13 protein-coding genes are annotated in these 14,935 nt (G+C 27.6%); 12 read left to right on the top strand and 1 reads right to left on the bottom strand.

Annotated elements, in window-relative coordinates; all coding sequences use genetic code 11:
• Positions 1 to 31 precede the first annotated feature (31 nt).
• Positions 32 to 1,333: a ComEC/Rec2 family competence protein gene (locus tag CDIF1296T_RS13070; RefSeq protein WP_021368723.1), complete on the top strand. Its 1,302-nt coding sequence runs from the start codon at positions 32 to 34 to the stop codon at positions 1,331 to 1,333.
• Positions 1,287 to 2,330, top strand: coding sequence for a DNA polymerase III subunit delta (gene holA, locus CDIF1296T_RS13065; protein WP_003430958.1), 1,044 nt, complete (start codon positions 1,287 to 1,289; stop codon positions 2,328 to 2,330). The genes CDIF1296T_RS13070 and holA overlap by 47 nt, the downstream gene beginning before the upstream one ends.
• A gap of 186 nt (positions 2,331 to 2,516) precedes the next feature.
• Here holA and rpsT read toward each other — a convergent pair whose 3' ends face one another.
• A complete protein-coding gene (rpsT, locus tag CDIF1296T_RS13060; protein ID WP_009890686.1) occupies positions 2,517 to 2,783 on the bottom strand; it encodes a 30S ribosomal protein S20 in 267 nt (88 codons plus the stop codon).
• A 598-nt stretch (positions 2,784 to 3,381) separates the two neighbouring features.
• Between rpsT and CDIF1296T_RS13055 the strand changes: the two genes are divergently transcribed.
• The 10 genes from CDIF1296T_RS13055 (at position 3,382) to hrcA (ending at position 14,916) form a co-directional block, all read left to right on the top strand.
• The gene (locus CDIF1296T_RS13055; protein WP_009897659.1) at positions 3,382 to 3,903 is read left to right on the top strand and encodes a helix-turn-helix domain-containing protein; all 522 of its coding nucleotides are present in this window, start codon (positions 3,382 to 3,384) and stop codon (positions 3,901 to 3,903) included.
• A 33-nt stretch (positions 3,904 to 3,936) separates the two neighbouring features.
• Complete coding sequence (locus CDIF1296T_RS13050) at positions 3,937 to 4,713, top strand: alpha/beta hydrolase (RefSeq protein WP_004454763.1); 777 nt, start codon at positions 3,937 to 3,939, stop codon at positions 4,711 to 4,713.
• A gap of 342 nt (positions 4,714 to 5,055) precedes the next feature.
• A complete protein-coding gene (gene gpr, locus CDIF1296T_RS13045; protein WP_003430954.1) occupies positions 5,056 to 6,009 on the top strand; it encodes a GPR endopeptidase in 954 nt (317 codons plus the stop codon).
• Positions 6,010 to 6,026: 17 nt separating this feature from the next.
• Positions 6,027 to 7,046, top strand: coding sequence for a stage II sporulation protein P (spoIIP, locus tag CDIF1296T_RS13040; protein ID WP_009897656.1), 1,020 nt, complete (start codon positions 6,027 to 6,029; stop codon positions 7,044 to 7,046).
• 30 nt (positions 7,047 to 7,076) lie between these two features.
• Complete coding sequence (locus tag CDIF1296T_RS13035; protein WP_004454761.1) at positions 7,077 to 7,328, top strand: hypothetical protein; 252 nt, start codon at positions 7,077 to 7,079, stop codon at positions 7,326 to 7,328.
• A gap of 281 nt (positions 7,329 to 7,609) precedes the next feature.
• Entirely contained in the window at positions 7,610 to 9,415 is a 1,806-nt protein-coding gene (gene lepA, locus CDIF1296T_RS13030; RefSeq protein WP_003416556.1) for a translation elongation factor 4, read from the top strand.
• A gap of 148 nt (positions 9,416 to 9,563) precedes the next feature.
• Positions 9,564 to 10,901: a CCA tRNA nucleotidyltransferase gene (locus CDIF1296T_RS13025; RefSeq protein ID WP_009897653.1), complete on the top strand. Its 1,338-nt coding sequence runs from the start codon at positions 9,564 to 9,566 to the stop codon at positions 10,899 to 10,901.
• A gap of 232 nt (positions 10,902 to 11,133) precedes the next feature.
• Positions 11,134 to 12,447 carry an APC family permease gene (locus CDIF1296T_RS13020; protein ID WP_009897651.1) on the top strand — a complete coding sequence of 438 codons (1,314 nt, stop codon included), beginning with the start codon at positions 11,134 to 11,136 and terminating at the stop codon, positions 12,445 to 12,447.
• Between the two features lie 171 nt (positions 12,448 to 12,618).
• Positions 12,619 to 13,794 (top strand): radical SAM family heme chaperone HemW, encoded by a 1,176-nt coding sequence (gene hemW / locus CDIF1296T_RS13015; RefSeq protein WP_009897649.1) that lies wholly within the window; start codon positions 12,619 to 12,621, stop codon positions 13,792 to 13,794.
• A gap of 102 nt (positions 13,795 to 13,896) precedes the next feature.
• Positions 13,897 to 14,916, top strand: a complete 1,020-nt coding sequence (gene hrcA / locus CDIF1296T_RS13010) for a heat-inducible transcriptional repressor HrcA (RefSeq protein ID WP_004454754.1) — start codon at positions 13,897 to 13,899, stop codon at positions 14,914 to 14,916.
• Positions 14,917 to 14,935 lie beyond the last annotated feature (19 nt).

The following is a 14,935-nucleotide window of genomic DNA, read 5'->3' as shown; positions in this document are numbered from 1 at the left end:
TTTGAAAATAATCTAAATAATATACTTTTATATGGGAGTGATTATAATTCAAATAAGAAGACCATTATTAATTATATTAATGTTTGTGGTAGCTATATCATTTATCATTACAAATAACACAAAAAACGACGAAGAACTTAATGATAAGATAATAACTATACAAGGAGTTGTCAAAGGAAAAATTGAAAAGAAAAGATACAATCAGTACAAGGTAGGGGTTTTTCTAATAAATGATTATACAAAAAATAAAAATTTGAAGATTGGTCAGAAAGTTAATATTACAGGTAAATTCAAAAGTTTAGATAAAATGAAGTATGATGATTTTGATTATGGAAGGTATATAAAAAGTACTGGATATAAAGGTATAGTGTATATAAATAACTATAAAATTATTGATAAAAATAAACTTTACTCTTTAATAGGGGAAATAAAGTTTTATATTAGTAAAACTTATAGGTACTTATATAAGAAAAACTCAGATTTTATAAATTCTATACTATTAGCAGAAGTTGAAAATTTGACTGAGGAACAAAAAGAAATTTTTACCAGAACTGGAACTAGTCATGTAATATCTATATCAGGTCTTCATACAGGAATATTATGTGTAATTATATCCTTTCTATTAAGAGGTATAAATAAATTGTATAAATTATTAATACTGTCGATTTTTATAACTTTATATTGTATAATGGTAGGTGCGTCTCCATCCATAATTAGGTCTATAGCATTTGTTATGATTTTTTATTTATCAATATTTATTGATAGAAAGAAAGATGGAATATCGGCATTGTCTCTAATTGGGATAATTTTAATTATGAATAACCCCTATGTTATATATAATGTAAGTTTTCAATTGTCTTTTTTAGCTACACTTTCTATATTAATATTCTATAATAAAATAAATAGTATTATAAAATTAAGTATGGTATCATTGACAATATCATCAAATATATTAACTTTACCTATAATTTATTATACATTTAAAGGTATACCATTGCTTTCAATTATAGGAAATTTAATTATAGTACCATTTGTGGGAGTAATAATGTATTTAAGTATTGCAAGTTTAATCGTATTTAAAGTAAGTGTAGTAATAGCTAAAATTATATCTTTTTTTAATAGTACATTGATAGAAAGCATATTTTTTTTACTAGAAAAAATCAGCAATTTAAGTTTTGCATACATTAATATAGAAAATCCTAAATTTTATATTGTTGTTATTTATTACATAGGAGTGTTTTTTTACATATTTTACATAGAAGGAAAAGAGATAAAGGAGCAAGAGAATGAATTACAAGGATATTATAAGGAATGTAAAAGAGAAAAACTTTGAAAAAATGTATCTTTTTTATGGAAGAGAGTATTATTTAATTGAGAATGCAATAAAAGCATTTAAAGATAGTCTAAACGAGGGAATGCTTGATTTTAATTTAGATATAATAGATGGGAAGGAAATAGTCTTAAATCAGCTTATAAGCTCTATAGAAACACTTCCATTTATGGATGATAGGAAGATAGTAATAATAAAAGACTTTGAACTATTAAAAGGAAAGAAAAAGAATTTTACAGATAGTGATGAGAAATACTTAATAGAGCATTTAGACAATATTCCAGACACCACAACTATAGTTTTTGTTGTATATGGAGATGTAGACAAAAGAAAATCATTAGTTAAGAAAATAGGAAACAATGGAATTGTTTTTGATTGTGATAAGCTTTCTGATATGGATTTGTTTAAATGGATAAAAAAATCTTTTGCTTTAAATGATGTTATAATAGATAATTCTCAAATCATGTATTTTATTGAACAAGAAGGATACAGAGATAAGAGTAGTGAAAAAACATTATCTGATTTAGAAAATGAAATAAATAAAATAAGTTCATTTGTTGGTAAAGGGAATAATGTAACCAATGATGTAATTGATAAATTATCTCAAAAAAAAGTTGAGAATGATATATTCAAATTAATCGATTATATTGGAGAACAAAATGCTTCTAATGCAATGAAAATATTAAATGATATGATACAAGAAGGCGAATCTGTATTAGGTATATTTTCTATGATAGCAAGACAATTTAAAATAATTATGCAAGTAAGACAGTTACAACTTGATGGATATTCAACAAAACTTATAGCTGATAAATTAAAAATGCATCAATTTGTTGTAGGAAAAGCATTAAAGCAAACTAAAAATTTTTCTGATGATATAATTGTGGAAATATTAAACTATATATTAGAAAGTGATTACAAAATAAAGACAGGTCTTATAAGAGATACTTTAGCAGTTGAAATGTTGGTTAGTAGATACTGTAAAAGAGAAGCAATTTAAAAAATCTATATATTAATAAAAAATAAATAGCAAGATATGTTATAGTTCAGAGTAGATGTAAGCTAAATTAAGTTTGATATACAATCAACTATAATATGTCTAACTATTTATTTTTTATTGTATAAATTTACAAAATAAAAAACCCCTACATAGGGGTTATTATATATAAGAAATATAAACTGGTAATTAAGCGTTCATACCGTTTAATTTTTGAGCTAATTTAGCTACTTTTCTAGCTGCAGCATTCTTATGTATAGTTCCTTTAGAAGCTACTTGGTATATTCTTTTTTGAGCGTATTGGAACTTAGCAACAGCATCCTCTCTGTTTCCAGCTGCAACAGCATCTTCGAATCTTCTTATTGCAGTTTTTATTTGAGATTTTCTAACTCTATTTAAAGCAGTTTTCTTTTCGATAACACTTATTCTTTTCTTAGCTGATTTTATATTTGCCACCGTGTTCACCTCCCTGTATTTTTTTATCATATTCATCGTCAACATATTAGATTTTAACAGAAATAAATCTAAAAATCAAGGATTATTATTTATATATTTTAATAATGTTTTTTATTTTGATTTTTTAGACTGTAAATTGTGTATAAATAATTTGCAATATCTTGTTTTTAAATTGGTATATTTTGTGTTTTAAATATTTTGACATATATAAATTAATATTTTATTTTTGAAACAAATATTTTGAGATAATACAAACTATTAACATACATTTTGATAGTATTTCCAATAATTATAAGATAATACAAGAAATTACTCATTTTTGTAAATTTAATGAAAAATTATAAAAATATAAATTTATATGCTTAATTAAGATAATTTTTCCAATAATCAAGATAATTTTTTTCATTAGTATGTATGATAGATGCATCAAACAATATAACTAATATGTTAGAAGGTTATATGTAATTAATCTCAGTGTTTATATAGAATAGCATTTGTAGCATTTATTATAGTTGTAATTACTACTTATATCATAGACTTGAATAGTCTAAAAAAATAGACTATAATATTTTTATAGACTAAAGAAAGGGCTGATAAGATGGACATAGCAAAACTAATTTTAAATCCTGCAAGGCTTCGTATCTTACAATATATTCGACTTCATGGCAGTGTTCGTACATCTGATATTGTAAAGTATTTAAATGATATTCCTCGTGCAACAGTTTATCACCATGTAAAAATTTTAGAAGAGAACAATATGATTGAAGTAATTAAAGAAAATCGTGTGCGTGGTACTATTGAAAAGGTTTATGCACTAAAGGAATATACAACATCTATGGAAGGAGAGACCTTCGTTGCACTTTCTACAGCATTTTATGTAGGTCTGATGCAGGAAATGAATGAATACTTTAGCAGAAAAGAGCAAGACCATAAAAAGGATAATGTATTTTTCTCTTCAGCATTACTATATATGAGTGATAATGAATATGAAAATCTTCTTAAAAGTATAGCTGATTTATTGAAACCATATATAGAACAAAAGCCTAAATCAAATCTAAAACTTAGAAAACTTTCAATTATATCTTCTCCACCTGTAGCTGATAATGATAAAACAAAATAACATGCAACCCATTTTTATAAAAGGAGGTTATATATGAAATTTCATGAGTTTGGAAATAAAAACAGACCACATATTATGTTGATTCATGGGGGAGGGAATGCATGGTGGAACTATTTGCGACAAGCAGAAGTTTTGTCTAACAAATATCATGTGATACTTCCTACATTGGATGGTCATGGAGAAGAATATGAAACAACATACATTTCTACAGAGGATACAGCAGATAAGTTGATATCATATATAGATGAAAATTGCAGTGGACATCTTTTCGCTTTGTGTGGGGTATCACTTGGTGGTCAAATTGTCATGGAACTTTTATCTCGAAAACCTAATATTACTAAAAAAGCAATTATTGATGGTAGTATTTGCTACCCAAGACCTCTTATGGCAAGGTTTTGTATTGCTGGTATTCGATTTTTTGGAGGACTTTTGTTTAGTGAGAAGGCTTGTCGCTTTCAAATTGCTATGATGCCAAAATTGTTACCTGAAAATATGCAATATCCAGATGAAATAAAAGCATATTATATGACAGATATGCCACATGTAAGAAAAGAAACATTCTATAATATGTATCGTACTTATATGATGAACTATACACTTAAAGAGAATGTTAAAAAAACCACAGCACAAGTAATGTACTGGTATGGAGAAAAAGAAATGAAGTGTGTCAAAAAATCTGCAAAACTGTTTCAGTCTTATGTGCCCTCTTGTGAGATTTATGAAGCTAAGAGCTATAATCATGGGTATTTATCACTTTATCTTCCAAATGAATGGTTGGAAATTGCAGAACCATTTTTCCAAAAGGAATAAAGGTGTTAGGTGATTATTGTATAATTATTGCTGTTTTTTAATATAGTAAATAAATTAGGTATAAATATAAAAAAGTTATTTTAGTTAATATATTAGTGAAAGCTTAATAGGAAAATTATAAATAGATTAAAGGTAGCGCCTATATAAATAGTTGCTACCTTTTTCTGTTTGTAAATAAATGATAGATAAGAAGGTTTACTGACAAATCACTGACTAAACCCAATTTTCTTACATTGAAAGCCTTAATTTTACTTGTTTTAAATAAATTTACAATTTCTTGTTATAAAATACTAAATTTTGTTAACAATTATAATTAGCATTTAATTTATACTGGAGGTTTATATGATTAGTGTAAGAACAGATTTAGCTTTAGAAGCTAGTGAAATGTGTGAAAAGTCTCAAGAAGGAAGTAGTATTCCTGGTGTAAAAATAGAAACTAAAGAATTAGAAAATTGCATTGTAACTAAAGTTGAAGTAATAGACAGGCAAGGCGCAGAGATAATGAATAAAGATATAGGAAAGTATATAACTCTGGAAAGTAATCTTATGAAGTTTGATGATGATGAGTCAAGAGAAGAAATGATAAGTTATTTAAAAGAGGAGTTAGTAGATATATTTGGCCAAGACAAAAATAAAAAAACCCTGGTAATTGGTCTTGGAAATAGAAATATTACTTCTGATGCGTTAGGACCAAAGAGTGTATCAAAAACACTTGTAACTAGACATCTTTTTAAAAATTATAATAAAGACTATGATGATGATTTCACTGAGGTATCAGCTTTAAGCCCAGGAGTTATGGGTGTTACTGGAATAGAAACTAGTGAAATAGTAAAATCATTGGTTGAGAAGGTTAAGCCAGATAGAGTAGTAGCAATAGATGCATTGGCTTCAAGAAAAATGGAGAGAGTAAACTCTACTATACAGATATCAACAGCAGGAATATCACCTGGTGGAGGTGTTGGCAATACTAGAAAATCTCTAACTAAAGAAACTTTAGGCGTGGATGTTATTGCAATAGGCGTTCCAACGGTAGTTGATGCAGCAACTCTTACAATAGATGTCTTAGATATGGCAATAGACAATTTAATAGCTCAATCAGAAGAAACAGAAAGTTTTTATGAAATGTTGAAAAAACTTAAAGAAGAAGAAAAATATCATCTAATAAAAGATTCGTTAGACCCATATGACAAGAACTTAATAGTAACACCAAAGGATATAGATGATACAATCGAAAATCTATCTATAATAATAAGTGAAGGCTTAAATAGGTCTTTACATCCAGGTAGATTGGTATAAAATAAGGAGGAGCAATTATGTTTAAAAAATGCATTAAAGTAGTAACCTTGACTTTTATATTAGTATGCATTTTACCAGGAAAATCATTAGCTTTGAATCAAGATGATTTTTTAAAGTTTTTAGTAAATTCATCTTATCCAGAAGCTAAAGTCGAAGGAAATGATACAGAAAATAAAAAGAATAATAAAAATAAAGAAACAAGTAAGGAAAATAAGGAAGAAAGTAAAGAAGAAAACACTAAATCTAAAGATGCAAGTAAAGTCGATAATAAAAAAGAGAGTGAAAAAGAATATATAAAACTTTATGTTGGTAAAGAAAATGTTCCAGATATTGAGTCAAAAAATTCAGACACAACTGAAACTAACACAACATCTAGTTCAGATTATAAGGATGATTTAAGAGTAACCAAAGAAAATCCAAGAATTTTGATATATCATACTCATGGATGTGAGACTTATTCAAATTCACCTGATGGAAATTATCATTCAAGAGATAAGAAAAATTCAGTAATGGAAGTAGGAAGTGCATTAACTAGTGCTTTAGATAGCAAAGGATGGGGTGTAGTCCATACTACTAAATACCATGACTATCCATCTTATAATAACTCTTATGCAAGTAGCTTAAAAACAATACAAAGTATATTACCTAAATATAACTCAGTGGATATAGCGATAGACTTACATAGAGATGCTAGGGATTTAACTAATCCAGCCACTAAGGAAAAAGACCATTTAAAATATACAACTATGATAAATGGAGAGAGAGTATCAAAGTTCTTCTTTGTTGTAGGAGGTAAAAATACAAATAGAAAACAACTTAGAGCTTTAGCAGAAGATATAACTGCTTTTGCTGAGAAAAAGTATCCTGGTCTAGTATCTCCAATAGTAGAAAAAGACTATGCTAGATTCAATCAGTTTGCAGTTAAGAATCATATGTTAGTAGAAATAGGGAATAACGCAACAAGTGTAGAAGAATCTAAGGCTACTACAAAGTATTTAGCCGAGATTTTGGATGAATATTTTAAACAAAAAAATTAGAGCTTTAAGTTATAATTAGGAGCATGCTAAATGAGCCGATTAGAAAAAAATATAGAAAGTAAAAGTAAACTAAGAAAATACAAGTATATTATGAGAATCTTATTTTTGATTACTATGATTATATGTACATCAGTTTGTGTATTTATAGTGGACAGTAATGCAAAAAGTATGCTAGGAATGAAACAATATGATTTTCCAAGTATTAAATTTGATATAACAAAATTTGATTTTGACATACCAAATTTTGATATACATGAAATCATAAAAAAATTTAATAAGTAGTAATAAGTGAATAAGGTTTATTGATTAAAATAAGCCTTATTTTAGTTATATATTTTTAATGTATAAAATAAAAATTCATTAACTGTATTTTATAGGATTTACTTTAAGTTTACGATATTATATAATATTTAGTGTTAGACTTGATAATCCACATATAATGTGGATAATTTTGTTTAGTGCCAATTAGTTTATATTCAAAAATTTTAAATTTGGTATATAAAGAGTTTTTAGATAATGTAAAATAATAACTATAAGAATAATCAAGAGGAGGGAATTTTAAGGTGGACAATAAACAAAGTAGAACTAGAAATTTTAGTATAATTGCACATATAGACCATGGAAAGTCTACCTTAGCTGATAGATTAATACAACAAACTGGGCTTGTTAGTGAAAGAGACATGAAAAGTCAATTACTTGACAATATGGACCTTGAAAGAGAAAGAGGAATCACTATAAAGCTTCAAAACATAAGATTAATGTATAAAGCGAAGGATGGAAATGAATATTATTTAAATCTTATAGATACACCTGGACATGTAGACTTTAACTATGAGGTATCAAGAAGTTTAGCTGCATGTGAAGGAGCACTATTAGTAGTTGATGCAGCTCAAGGTGTTGAGGCACAAACTTTAGCCAATGTTTATCTTGCTATAGACCAAGATTTAGAAATATTACCAATAATAAATAAAATAGATTTACCAAGTGCAAGACCAGAGGAAGTAAAAAATGAAATAGAAGATTTAATAGGGCTTGATTCAAGTGAAGCTCCTCTTATTTCAGCTAAAACTGGTTTAAACATAGAAGATGTTTTAGAAGATATTGTAAAAAATGTTCCTCCACCTAAAGGAGATAATGAAGCTCCATTAAAGGCATTAATATTCGATTCTTACTATGATGCTTACAAAGGTGTTGTAGCTTATGTTAGAGTATTTGAAGGAACTGTTAAAAAGGGTATGACAATAAAAATGATGAATACCAATAAAAAGTTTGAGGTAACTGAAGTTGGTGTCATGGCTCCAGGTCAAACTGAACTTAGTGAATTATCAGCAGGTGATGTTGGTTATATTGCTGCTAGTATAAAAGATATAAGAAGTTGTCGTGTTGGTGATACAATAACAGATTCAAATAATCCTACAGAAGAACCTTTACCAGGATACAAAAAAGCTACTCCAATGGTATATTGTGGTATATATCCAGGAGAAGGAGAAAAGTATGAGAATGTTAGAGATGCTCTTGAAAAGCTTCAAGTAAATGATGCTGCACTTGAATATGAAGCTGAGACTTCAGCAGCACTAGGATTTGGTTTTAGATGTGGTTTCTTAGGTCTTTTACATATGGAGATAATGCAAGAAAGACTTGAGAGAGAATTTAACCTTGATATAATTACTACAGCTCCATCTGTTATATATAGAGTTACAAAAATGGATGGAGAGGTTGTAATGATACAAAATCCTGCAAACTTACCAGAACCATCTGAGATAAAGATGATAGAAGAGCCTATAGTAAAAGGAGATATAATAGTTCCTAAAGACTATGTGGGTGTTGTTATGGAGCTTTGCCAGGAAAGACGTGGAAATATGTTAAATATGGAATATATAGATGAGAGAAGAGTAATGCTTCACTATGACCTTCCTCTCAATGAAGTTGTTTACGATTTCTTTGATGCTTTAAAATCGAGAACTAGAGGTTATGGTTCTCTTGATTATGAGGTTAAAGGTTATGTAGCATCTACACTTGTAAAACTTGATATATTAATCAATAAAGAGCAAGTGGATGCACTTAGTTTTATTGTCCATGAGACACGTGCTTTCCCTAGAGGAAAGGCAATGTGTGAGAAATTAAAAGGAGAAATTCCAAGACATCAGTTTGCTATACCAATACAAGCTGCTGTTGGTAATAAGGTTATTGCAAGAGAAACAATAAGTGCTCTAAGAAAAGATGTTCTTGCTAAATGTTATGGTGGAGATATATCTCGTAAGAAGAAACTTCTTGAAAAACAAAAAGAAGGTAAGAAGCGTATGAGACAAATTGGTTCTGTTGAAGTTCCTCAAAAAGCATTTATGTCTGTGCTTAAATTAGATGAGTAAATCCTTATAAATTTAGATAAAGATATTTAAAAGCTAGAGTGATTTTAGAATTATTTCTAAATTAGTCTAGCTTTTTTATGGTATATTTTAAGTAAACTCATAGAGAATATAAGTAAGAATATTAAAGAAGAATAAAAAGGTGATATTTATGATTAATATAGAAATTCCTAAAAAAGTAGACTATATAATTAAAGAATTAGAAAAGAATGGTTATGAAGCTTATATAGTTGGAGGATGTGTTAGAGATTGTTTATTAGAAAGAGTTCCAAACGATTGGGATATAACAACTAGTGCTAGACCAGAAGTGGTAGTAGAATTATTTGAAAAAACAATTCCAACTGGTATACAACATGGGACTGTAACAGTTATGATTGAACATGAACCATTTGAAGTGACAACTTATAGAATTGATGGAAATTATAGTGATGGTAGACATCCAGATTCAATAGAATTTACAAATAACATAGTTAAGGACTTGTCAAGAAGAGATTTTACTATCAATTCAATTGCATACAATTCAAAGACAGGATTAGTCGACCCATTTAATGGCTATGAAGATATACAAAATAAGTATATACATTGTGTTGGAAATCCAGTAGATAGATTTGAAGAAGATGCACTTAGAATGCTTAGAGCAGTTAGATTTTCAGCACAACTCAATTTTAAAATAGCTGAAGGTACTAAGCAAAGTATTCATAAAAAAGCAGATTTGATAAAAAATGTTTCTATTGAAAGAATCCAGACAGAGTTTAATAAAATATTAGTATCTGATTCATCTAAATTAAACTTATTAAAATCAACAGGTTTGTTGAAATTTATAATTCCTGAAATATGTGAATTAGAAGATGTTACTCAACACAATCCATATCACATCTATGATGTACAAAAACATACTTTAATAGCTACAGAAGCAATTGAAGATGAACTGTATTTAAAACTTACAATGTTGTTTCATGATTTAGGTAAAAAAGTAACTAAAACAACTGATAAAAATGGTGTTGACCATTTTTATACTCATAGTAGAGAATCTGTAAAGATTGCAAAGAAGATTTTGAAAAGACTTAAGTATGATAATTATACTATTAATAAAGTTTTAATATTAATACAATATCATGATTATAGAATAGAACCTAAAAGGAAGATAATTAAAAAGTTATTAAATAAACTTGAAGATGTTGGATTATTTGAAGATTTAATAAAAGTTAATTGGGCTGATACACTTGCAAAAAATCCAAAGTATGCAAAACAAAAGATATTAAATCTTATTGAGTGTGAAAAAGAATTTAAACATATAATAAATCAAAAGGAGTGCTTTAATCTTAAAGATTTAGCTATTAATGGAAAAGATTTGATATCTATAGGTATAAAACCAGGTAAAGATATAGGATATATTTTAAATAAGATGCTTGAAATAGTCATAAATAATCCAGAGTTAAATGAAAAAGAAATACTAAAAGAAAAAGCATTAAATATATATACATTTTAGATTCAAATATAAAAAATTTAATTACTTTAAAAAACATAGAATAAAATACTTATTTAGATAAAATAAATAATTTTTAGAGAATATTTTAGAAGTTACGATTGTATGATTTTTAAATGCATAGGCATTTACTCTAGGACTATAGACTAATATAAAAAAAAACTTTGGGAATACTAAAACCATAAATTTATAAAATTAATATTTTATATACTGTAAAACAGTGAGGAGGGACAGTATGCATACTCAACTACAAAAGACTATTGGTCTTTCAGCAGCTCTTTCTACTGTTGTAGGTATGGTTATAGGTTCGGGAGTTTTTTTTAAGCCACAAGCAATATACACTACAACTAATGGAGCTCCAGGTCTAGGTATTATAGCGTGGCTTTTAGGTGGTTTTATAACAATAACTGCTGGGCTTACAGCTACAGAAATTTCAGCTGCTATACCAAAAACTGGTGGTATGATGATTTATATCGAAGAAATATATGGAGAAAAGTTAGGTTTTTTAACTGGATGGATGCAAACTGTATTATTTTTCCCAGGTACATCAGCGGCATTAGGAGTAATATTTGCTCAACAAGCATCTGAACTTTTAGGAATGAGCCCAAATAATATGGCAAATGTACTTCCTATAGCAATTGGAGTTATACTATTTTTAGCGTTATTAAATATAATAGGTTCATCCTTAGGAGGAAAAGTTCAGACAGTAGCCACTATTGGAAAGATGATACCTTTAATTTTAATAATAGTCTTTGGATTTATTAAAGGTCAAAGTAGTGAAGTATTAAATCCATTTGTAGGAGATGGTGTAAATGCATCAAATGCACTTGGACAAGTATTAATAGCTACTTTGTTTGCATATGATGGTTGGATAAATGTTGGAGCTATATCAGGAGAAATGAAGTCTCCAGAGAAAGATTTACCAAGAGCAATAGTTGGTGGTTTATCATTAGTTATGGCAGTTTATATTATAATAAATATAGCTTATCTTTGGGTAGTACCAGCAAGTGAATTAGCAACAGTTACTTCCCCAGCTACATTAGTAGCAACAAGATTGTTTGGAAATATAGGTGGAAAAGTAATAACTGTGGGTATATTAATATCAGTATTTGGGACATTGAATGGATATTTATTAACAGGTTCAAGGATACCTTATACATTAGCTGAAATGGGAACTTTACCAGCATCTAAAACTCTTTTAAAAGTAAATTCTGGAGGTTCTCCTGTAAATTCAATACTACTTATAACTGTGTTAGCCTGTGTATATGCATTATCTGGTCAATTTAATCTTTTGACAGACTTAACAATATTTTCAATATGGGTATTTTATGTATTGACTTTTATAGGTGTTATGAGGCTTAGAAGACAAAAGCCAGATTTACACAGACCATATAAAGTCCCTTTATATCCAATAATACCAATTATAGCTATATTAGGTGGACTGTTTGTAATAATAAATCAAATATTGACTTCAACAGTCATATCTTTAGGCGGAATATTTATAACACTATTAGGTTTACCAGTTTATTATTATATGAAAAAAAGATAACTACTTAATTTAAGTTAGATAAATTTGGGTAAAGGTGAAAATTAACTTTTATCCAAATTTTTTATACTGTTATACAATATAAGTATTATATATTGCTTGATGTGCTATTTTGTTTGATTTATAATTTAGTAATTGATGTTTTAAGATAATTTAAGAAATGAGGAGTGAAAGATGCTAGGACTTTATGTACATATTCCATTTTGTGTGAAAAAATGTAAGTATTGTGATTTTAATTCTTATAAAATGGACATAGATTCAAAAAAAAGATATATAGAAGACTTAAAAATAGAAATGGAATTATATAGTAATAAATTATATAAAGATAATAAATATAAAAATAAAGAATGCTGTAGTCTAAATAAAAATGACAAAATAACGAGTATATTTGTAGGGGGAGGTACACCTAGTATACTAACCTCTGATGAAATAAGAGAAGTATTTATAAGTATAAAAGAAATGTTTGATATAGATGAGAATGCAGAAATAACTATAGAGTGTAATCCTGGGACATTAACATTAGAAAAATTAAAAACTATGAAAGAGATTGGCATAAATAGACTTAGTATAGGGCTACAAGCTATTCAAGAAAAGCATTTGAACTTTATAGGAAGAATACATACTTATGAAGAATTTGAGAAAAACTATAAAGATGCATTAAGTGTAGGTTTTAAAAATATTAATGTAGATTTAATGTACAGTCTTCCAAATCAAACTCTATGTGATTGGAAGGAAACTCTTGAAAAAGTTGTACACTTAAATCCAACACATATATCAGCTTATTCCCTTATACTAGAAGAAGGAACTGAACTATACAATATGTATGAAAGTAATAAATTTGAACTTATAGATGAAAATGTAGATATAGAAATGTATGAGTATACAATAAACTACTTAAAGTCAAAAGGATATAATCAATATGAAATATCAAACTACTCAAAAGAAGGCTATAATTGTGAGCATAATATTTTATATTGGGAATGTGAACATTATATAGGGATTGGAGCAGGAGCTTCTGGCTATATTAATGAGAACAGATACAATAATGTAGAATCTTTAGAAGACTATCATTTAAGTTTGGTAAAAAGAGAAAAACCAATACAAGAAAATGAAATTCTTTCTGAGAAAGATATGATAGAAGAAAAGATATTTATGGGGCTTAGAATGAATAAAGGCATAAAATTTGAAGATTTTAAAAAAAAATTTGGAATAGATTTTAGAGAGAAGTATAATAAGCAAATAGAAATGCTATTAGCTAGAAAGCTTATAAATCAGAGCTTTGAAGGTATACAATTAACTCAAAAAGGAAGAGAAATATCTAATAGTGTATTTATAGAATTTATGGAATAATTTTTAAGGTGTTGACAAAATAAATTTATAATGGTATATAATATATATAATCTTTTTAGCACTCGAACTTAGTGAGTGCTAACAGCTAGGAGGTATAATAATATGGAATTAAATGAAAGAAAATTAAATATCCTCAAAGCTATAGTTAAAGATTATATAGAAACAGCTGAAGCTATAGGTTCTAGAACAATATCTAAAAGACATGATTTAGGTGTTAGTGCTGCTACCATAAGAAATGAAATGGCTGACCTTGAAGAATTAGGGTATTTAATTCAGCCTCATACTTCTGCGGGTAGAGTTCCATCTGAAAAAGGCTATAAGTTATATGTAAACTCTCTTATGAGTAAAAGCGAATTGGATGATAATGATAAGATTCTTATTGAACAATGTATGAATCACAATATAAATCATATAAAAGAATTGATTCATGAAACTTCTAAGCTATTATCGCAACTAACAAACTATACAACTGTAGCAGTTACTAAGAGTTTAATAAATCAAAGTGTTATAAAGCACATACAGTTGGTTGCTATGAATGACAATAATATTTTACTTATAGTTGTAACAGATAAAGGGGACTTAAAAAAAGCTAACCTTACAACTAATGTATATTTAGATCAATCTAAGTTAAATTTGATTTCTGATAATCTTACAAGGAAGCTCTTAGGTAAAAGTATAACAGATTTGGATGATAATCTAATTGCTTTTATTAAATACGAAATAAGTGAGTATTCTGGGCTTATAGATGAGCTTTTAAATGCTTTGAACTCAAATATGAAAGAAGAAGATTTTTCTCTATCATTAAATGGAGCTACTAACATATTTAGTTATCCAGAATTTAATGATGTATTAAAAGCAAAGTCATTTTTAAATATGTTGGAAAAAAAGGAAACAATAGCTGACATAATTAAATCAAAGGGAATACAAAAAGACAATCTAAATATAATAATTGGTAGTGATAATGATTGTGAACTGGCACAGGATTGTAGTATAGTTACAGCAACTTATAATGTAGATAGAGACTTGGTTGGGCGAATAAGCTTTATAGGCCCTACCAGAATGGATTATGCTAGAATTTACTCTATAATAAATTATATGAGTTTATTAATTAATAGAAAGTAAAGAAATTTTAAATTGCGAG

The organism is Clostridioides difficile ATCC 9689 = DSM 1296 (assembly GCF_001077535.1).
Taxonomy (GTDB): Bacteria; Bacillota; Clostridia; order Peptostreptococcales; family Peptostreptococcaceae; genus Clostridioides; species Clostridioides difficile.
This window is presented reverse-complemented; position numbering and strand designations above follow the sequence as displayed.

Coding starts and splice junctions, on each gene's coding strand:
- CDIF1296T_RS13070 (WP_021368723.1), top strand. CDS start 32: ATGGGAGTGATTATAATTCAAATAAGAAGACCATTATTAATTATATTA.
- holA (WP_003430958.1), top strand. CDS start 1,287: ATGAATTACAAGGATATTATAAGGAATGTAAAAGAGAAAAACTTTGAA.
- CDIF1296T_RS13055 (WP_009897659.1), top strand. CDS start 3,382: ATGGACATAGCAAAACTAATTTTAAATCCTGCAAGGCTTCGTATCTTA.
- CDIF1296T_RS13050 (WP_004454763.1), top strand. CDS start 3,937: ATGAAATTTCATGAGTTTGGAAATAAAAACAGACCACATATTATGTTG.
- gpr (WP_003430954.1), top strand. CDS start 5,056: ATGATTAGTGTAAGAACAGATTTAGCTTTAGAAGCTAGTGAAATGTGT.
- spoIIP (WP_009897656.1), top strand. CDS start 6,027: ATGTTTAAAAAATGCATTAAAGTAGTAACCTTGACTTTTATATTAGTA.
- CDIF1296T_RS13035 (WP_004454761.1), top strand. CDS start 7,077: ATGAGCCGATTAGAAAAAAATATAGAAAGTAAAAGTAAACTAAGAAAA.
- CDIF1296T_RS13025 (WP_009897653.1), top strand. CDS start 9,564: ATGATTAATATAGAAATTCCTAAAAAAGTAGACTATATAATTAAAGAA.
- CDIF1296T_RS13020 (WP_009897651.1), top strand. CDS start 11,134: ATGCATACTCAACTACAAAAGACTATTGGTCTTTCAGCAGCTCTTTCT.
- hemW (WP_009897649.1), top strand. CDS start 12,619: ATGCTAGGACTTTATGTACATATTCCATTTTGTGTGAAAAAATGTAAG.
- hrcA (WP_004454754.1), top strand. CDS start 13,897: ATGGAATTAAATGAAAGAAAATTAAATATCCTCAAAGCTATAGTTAAA.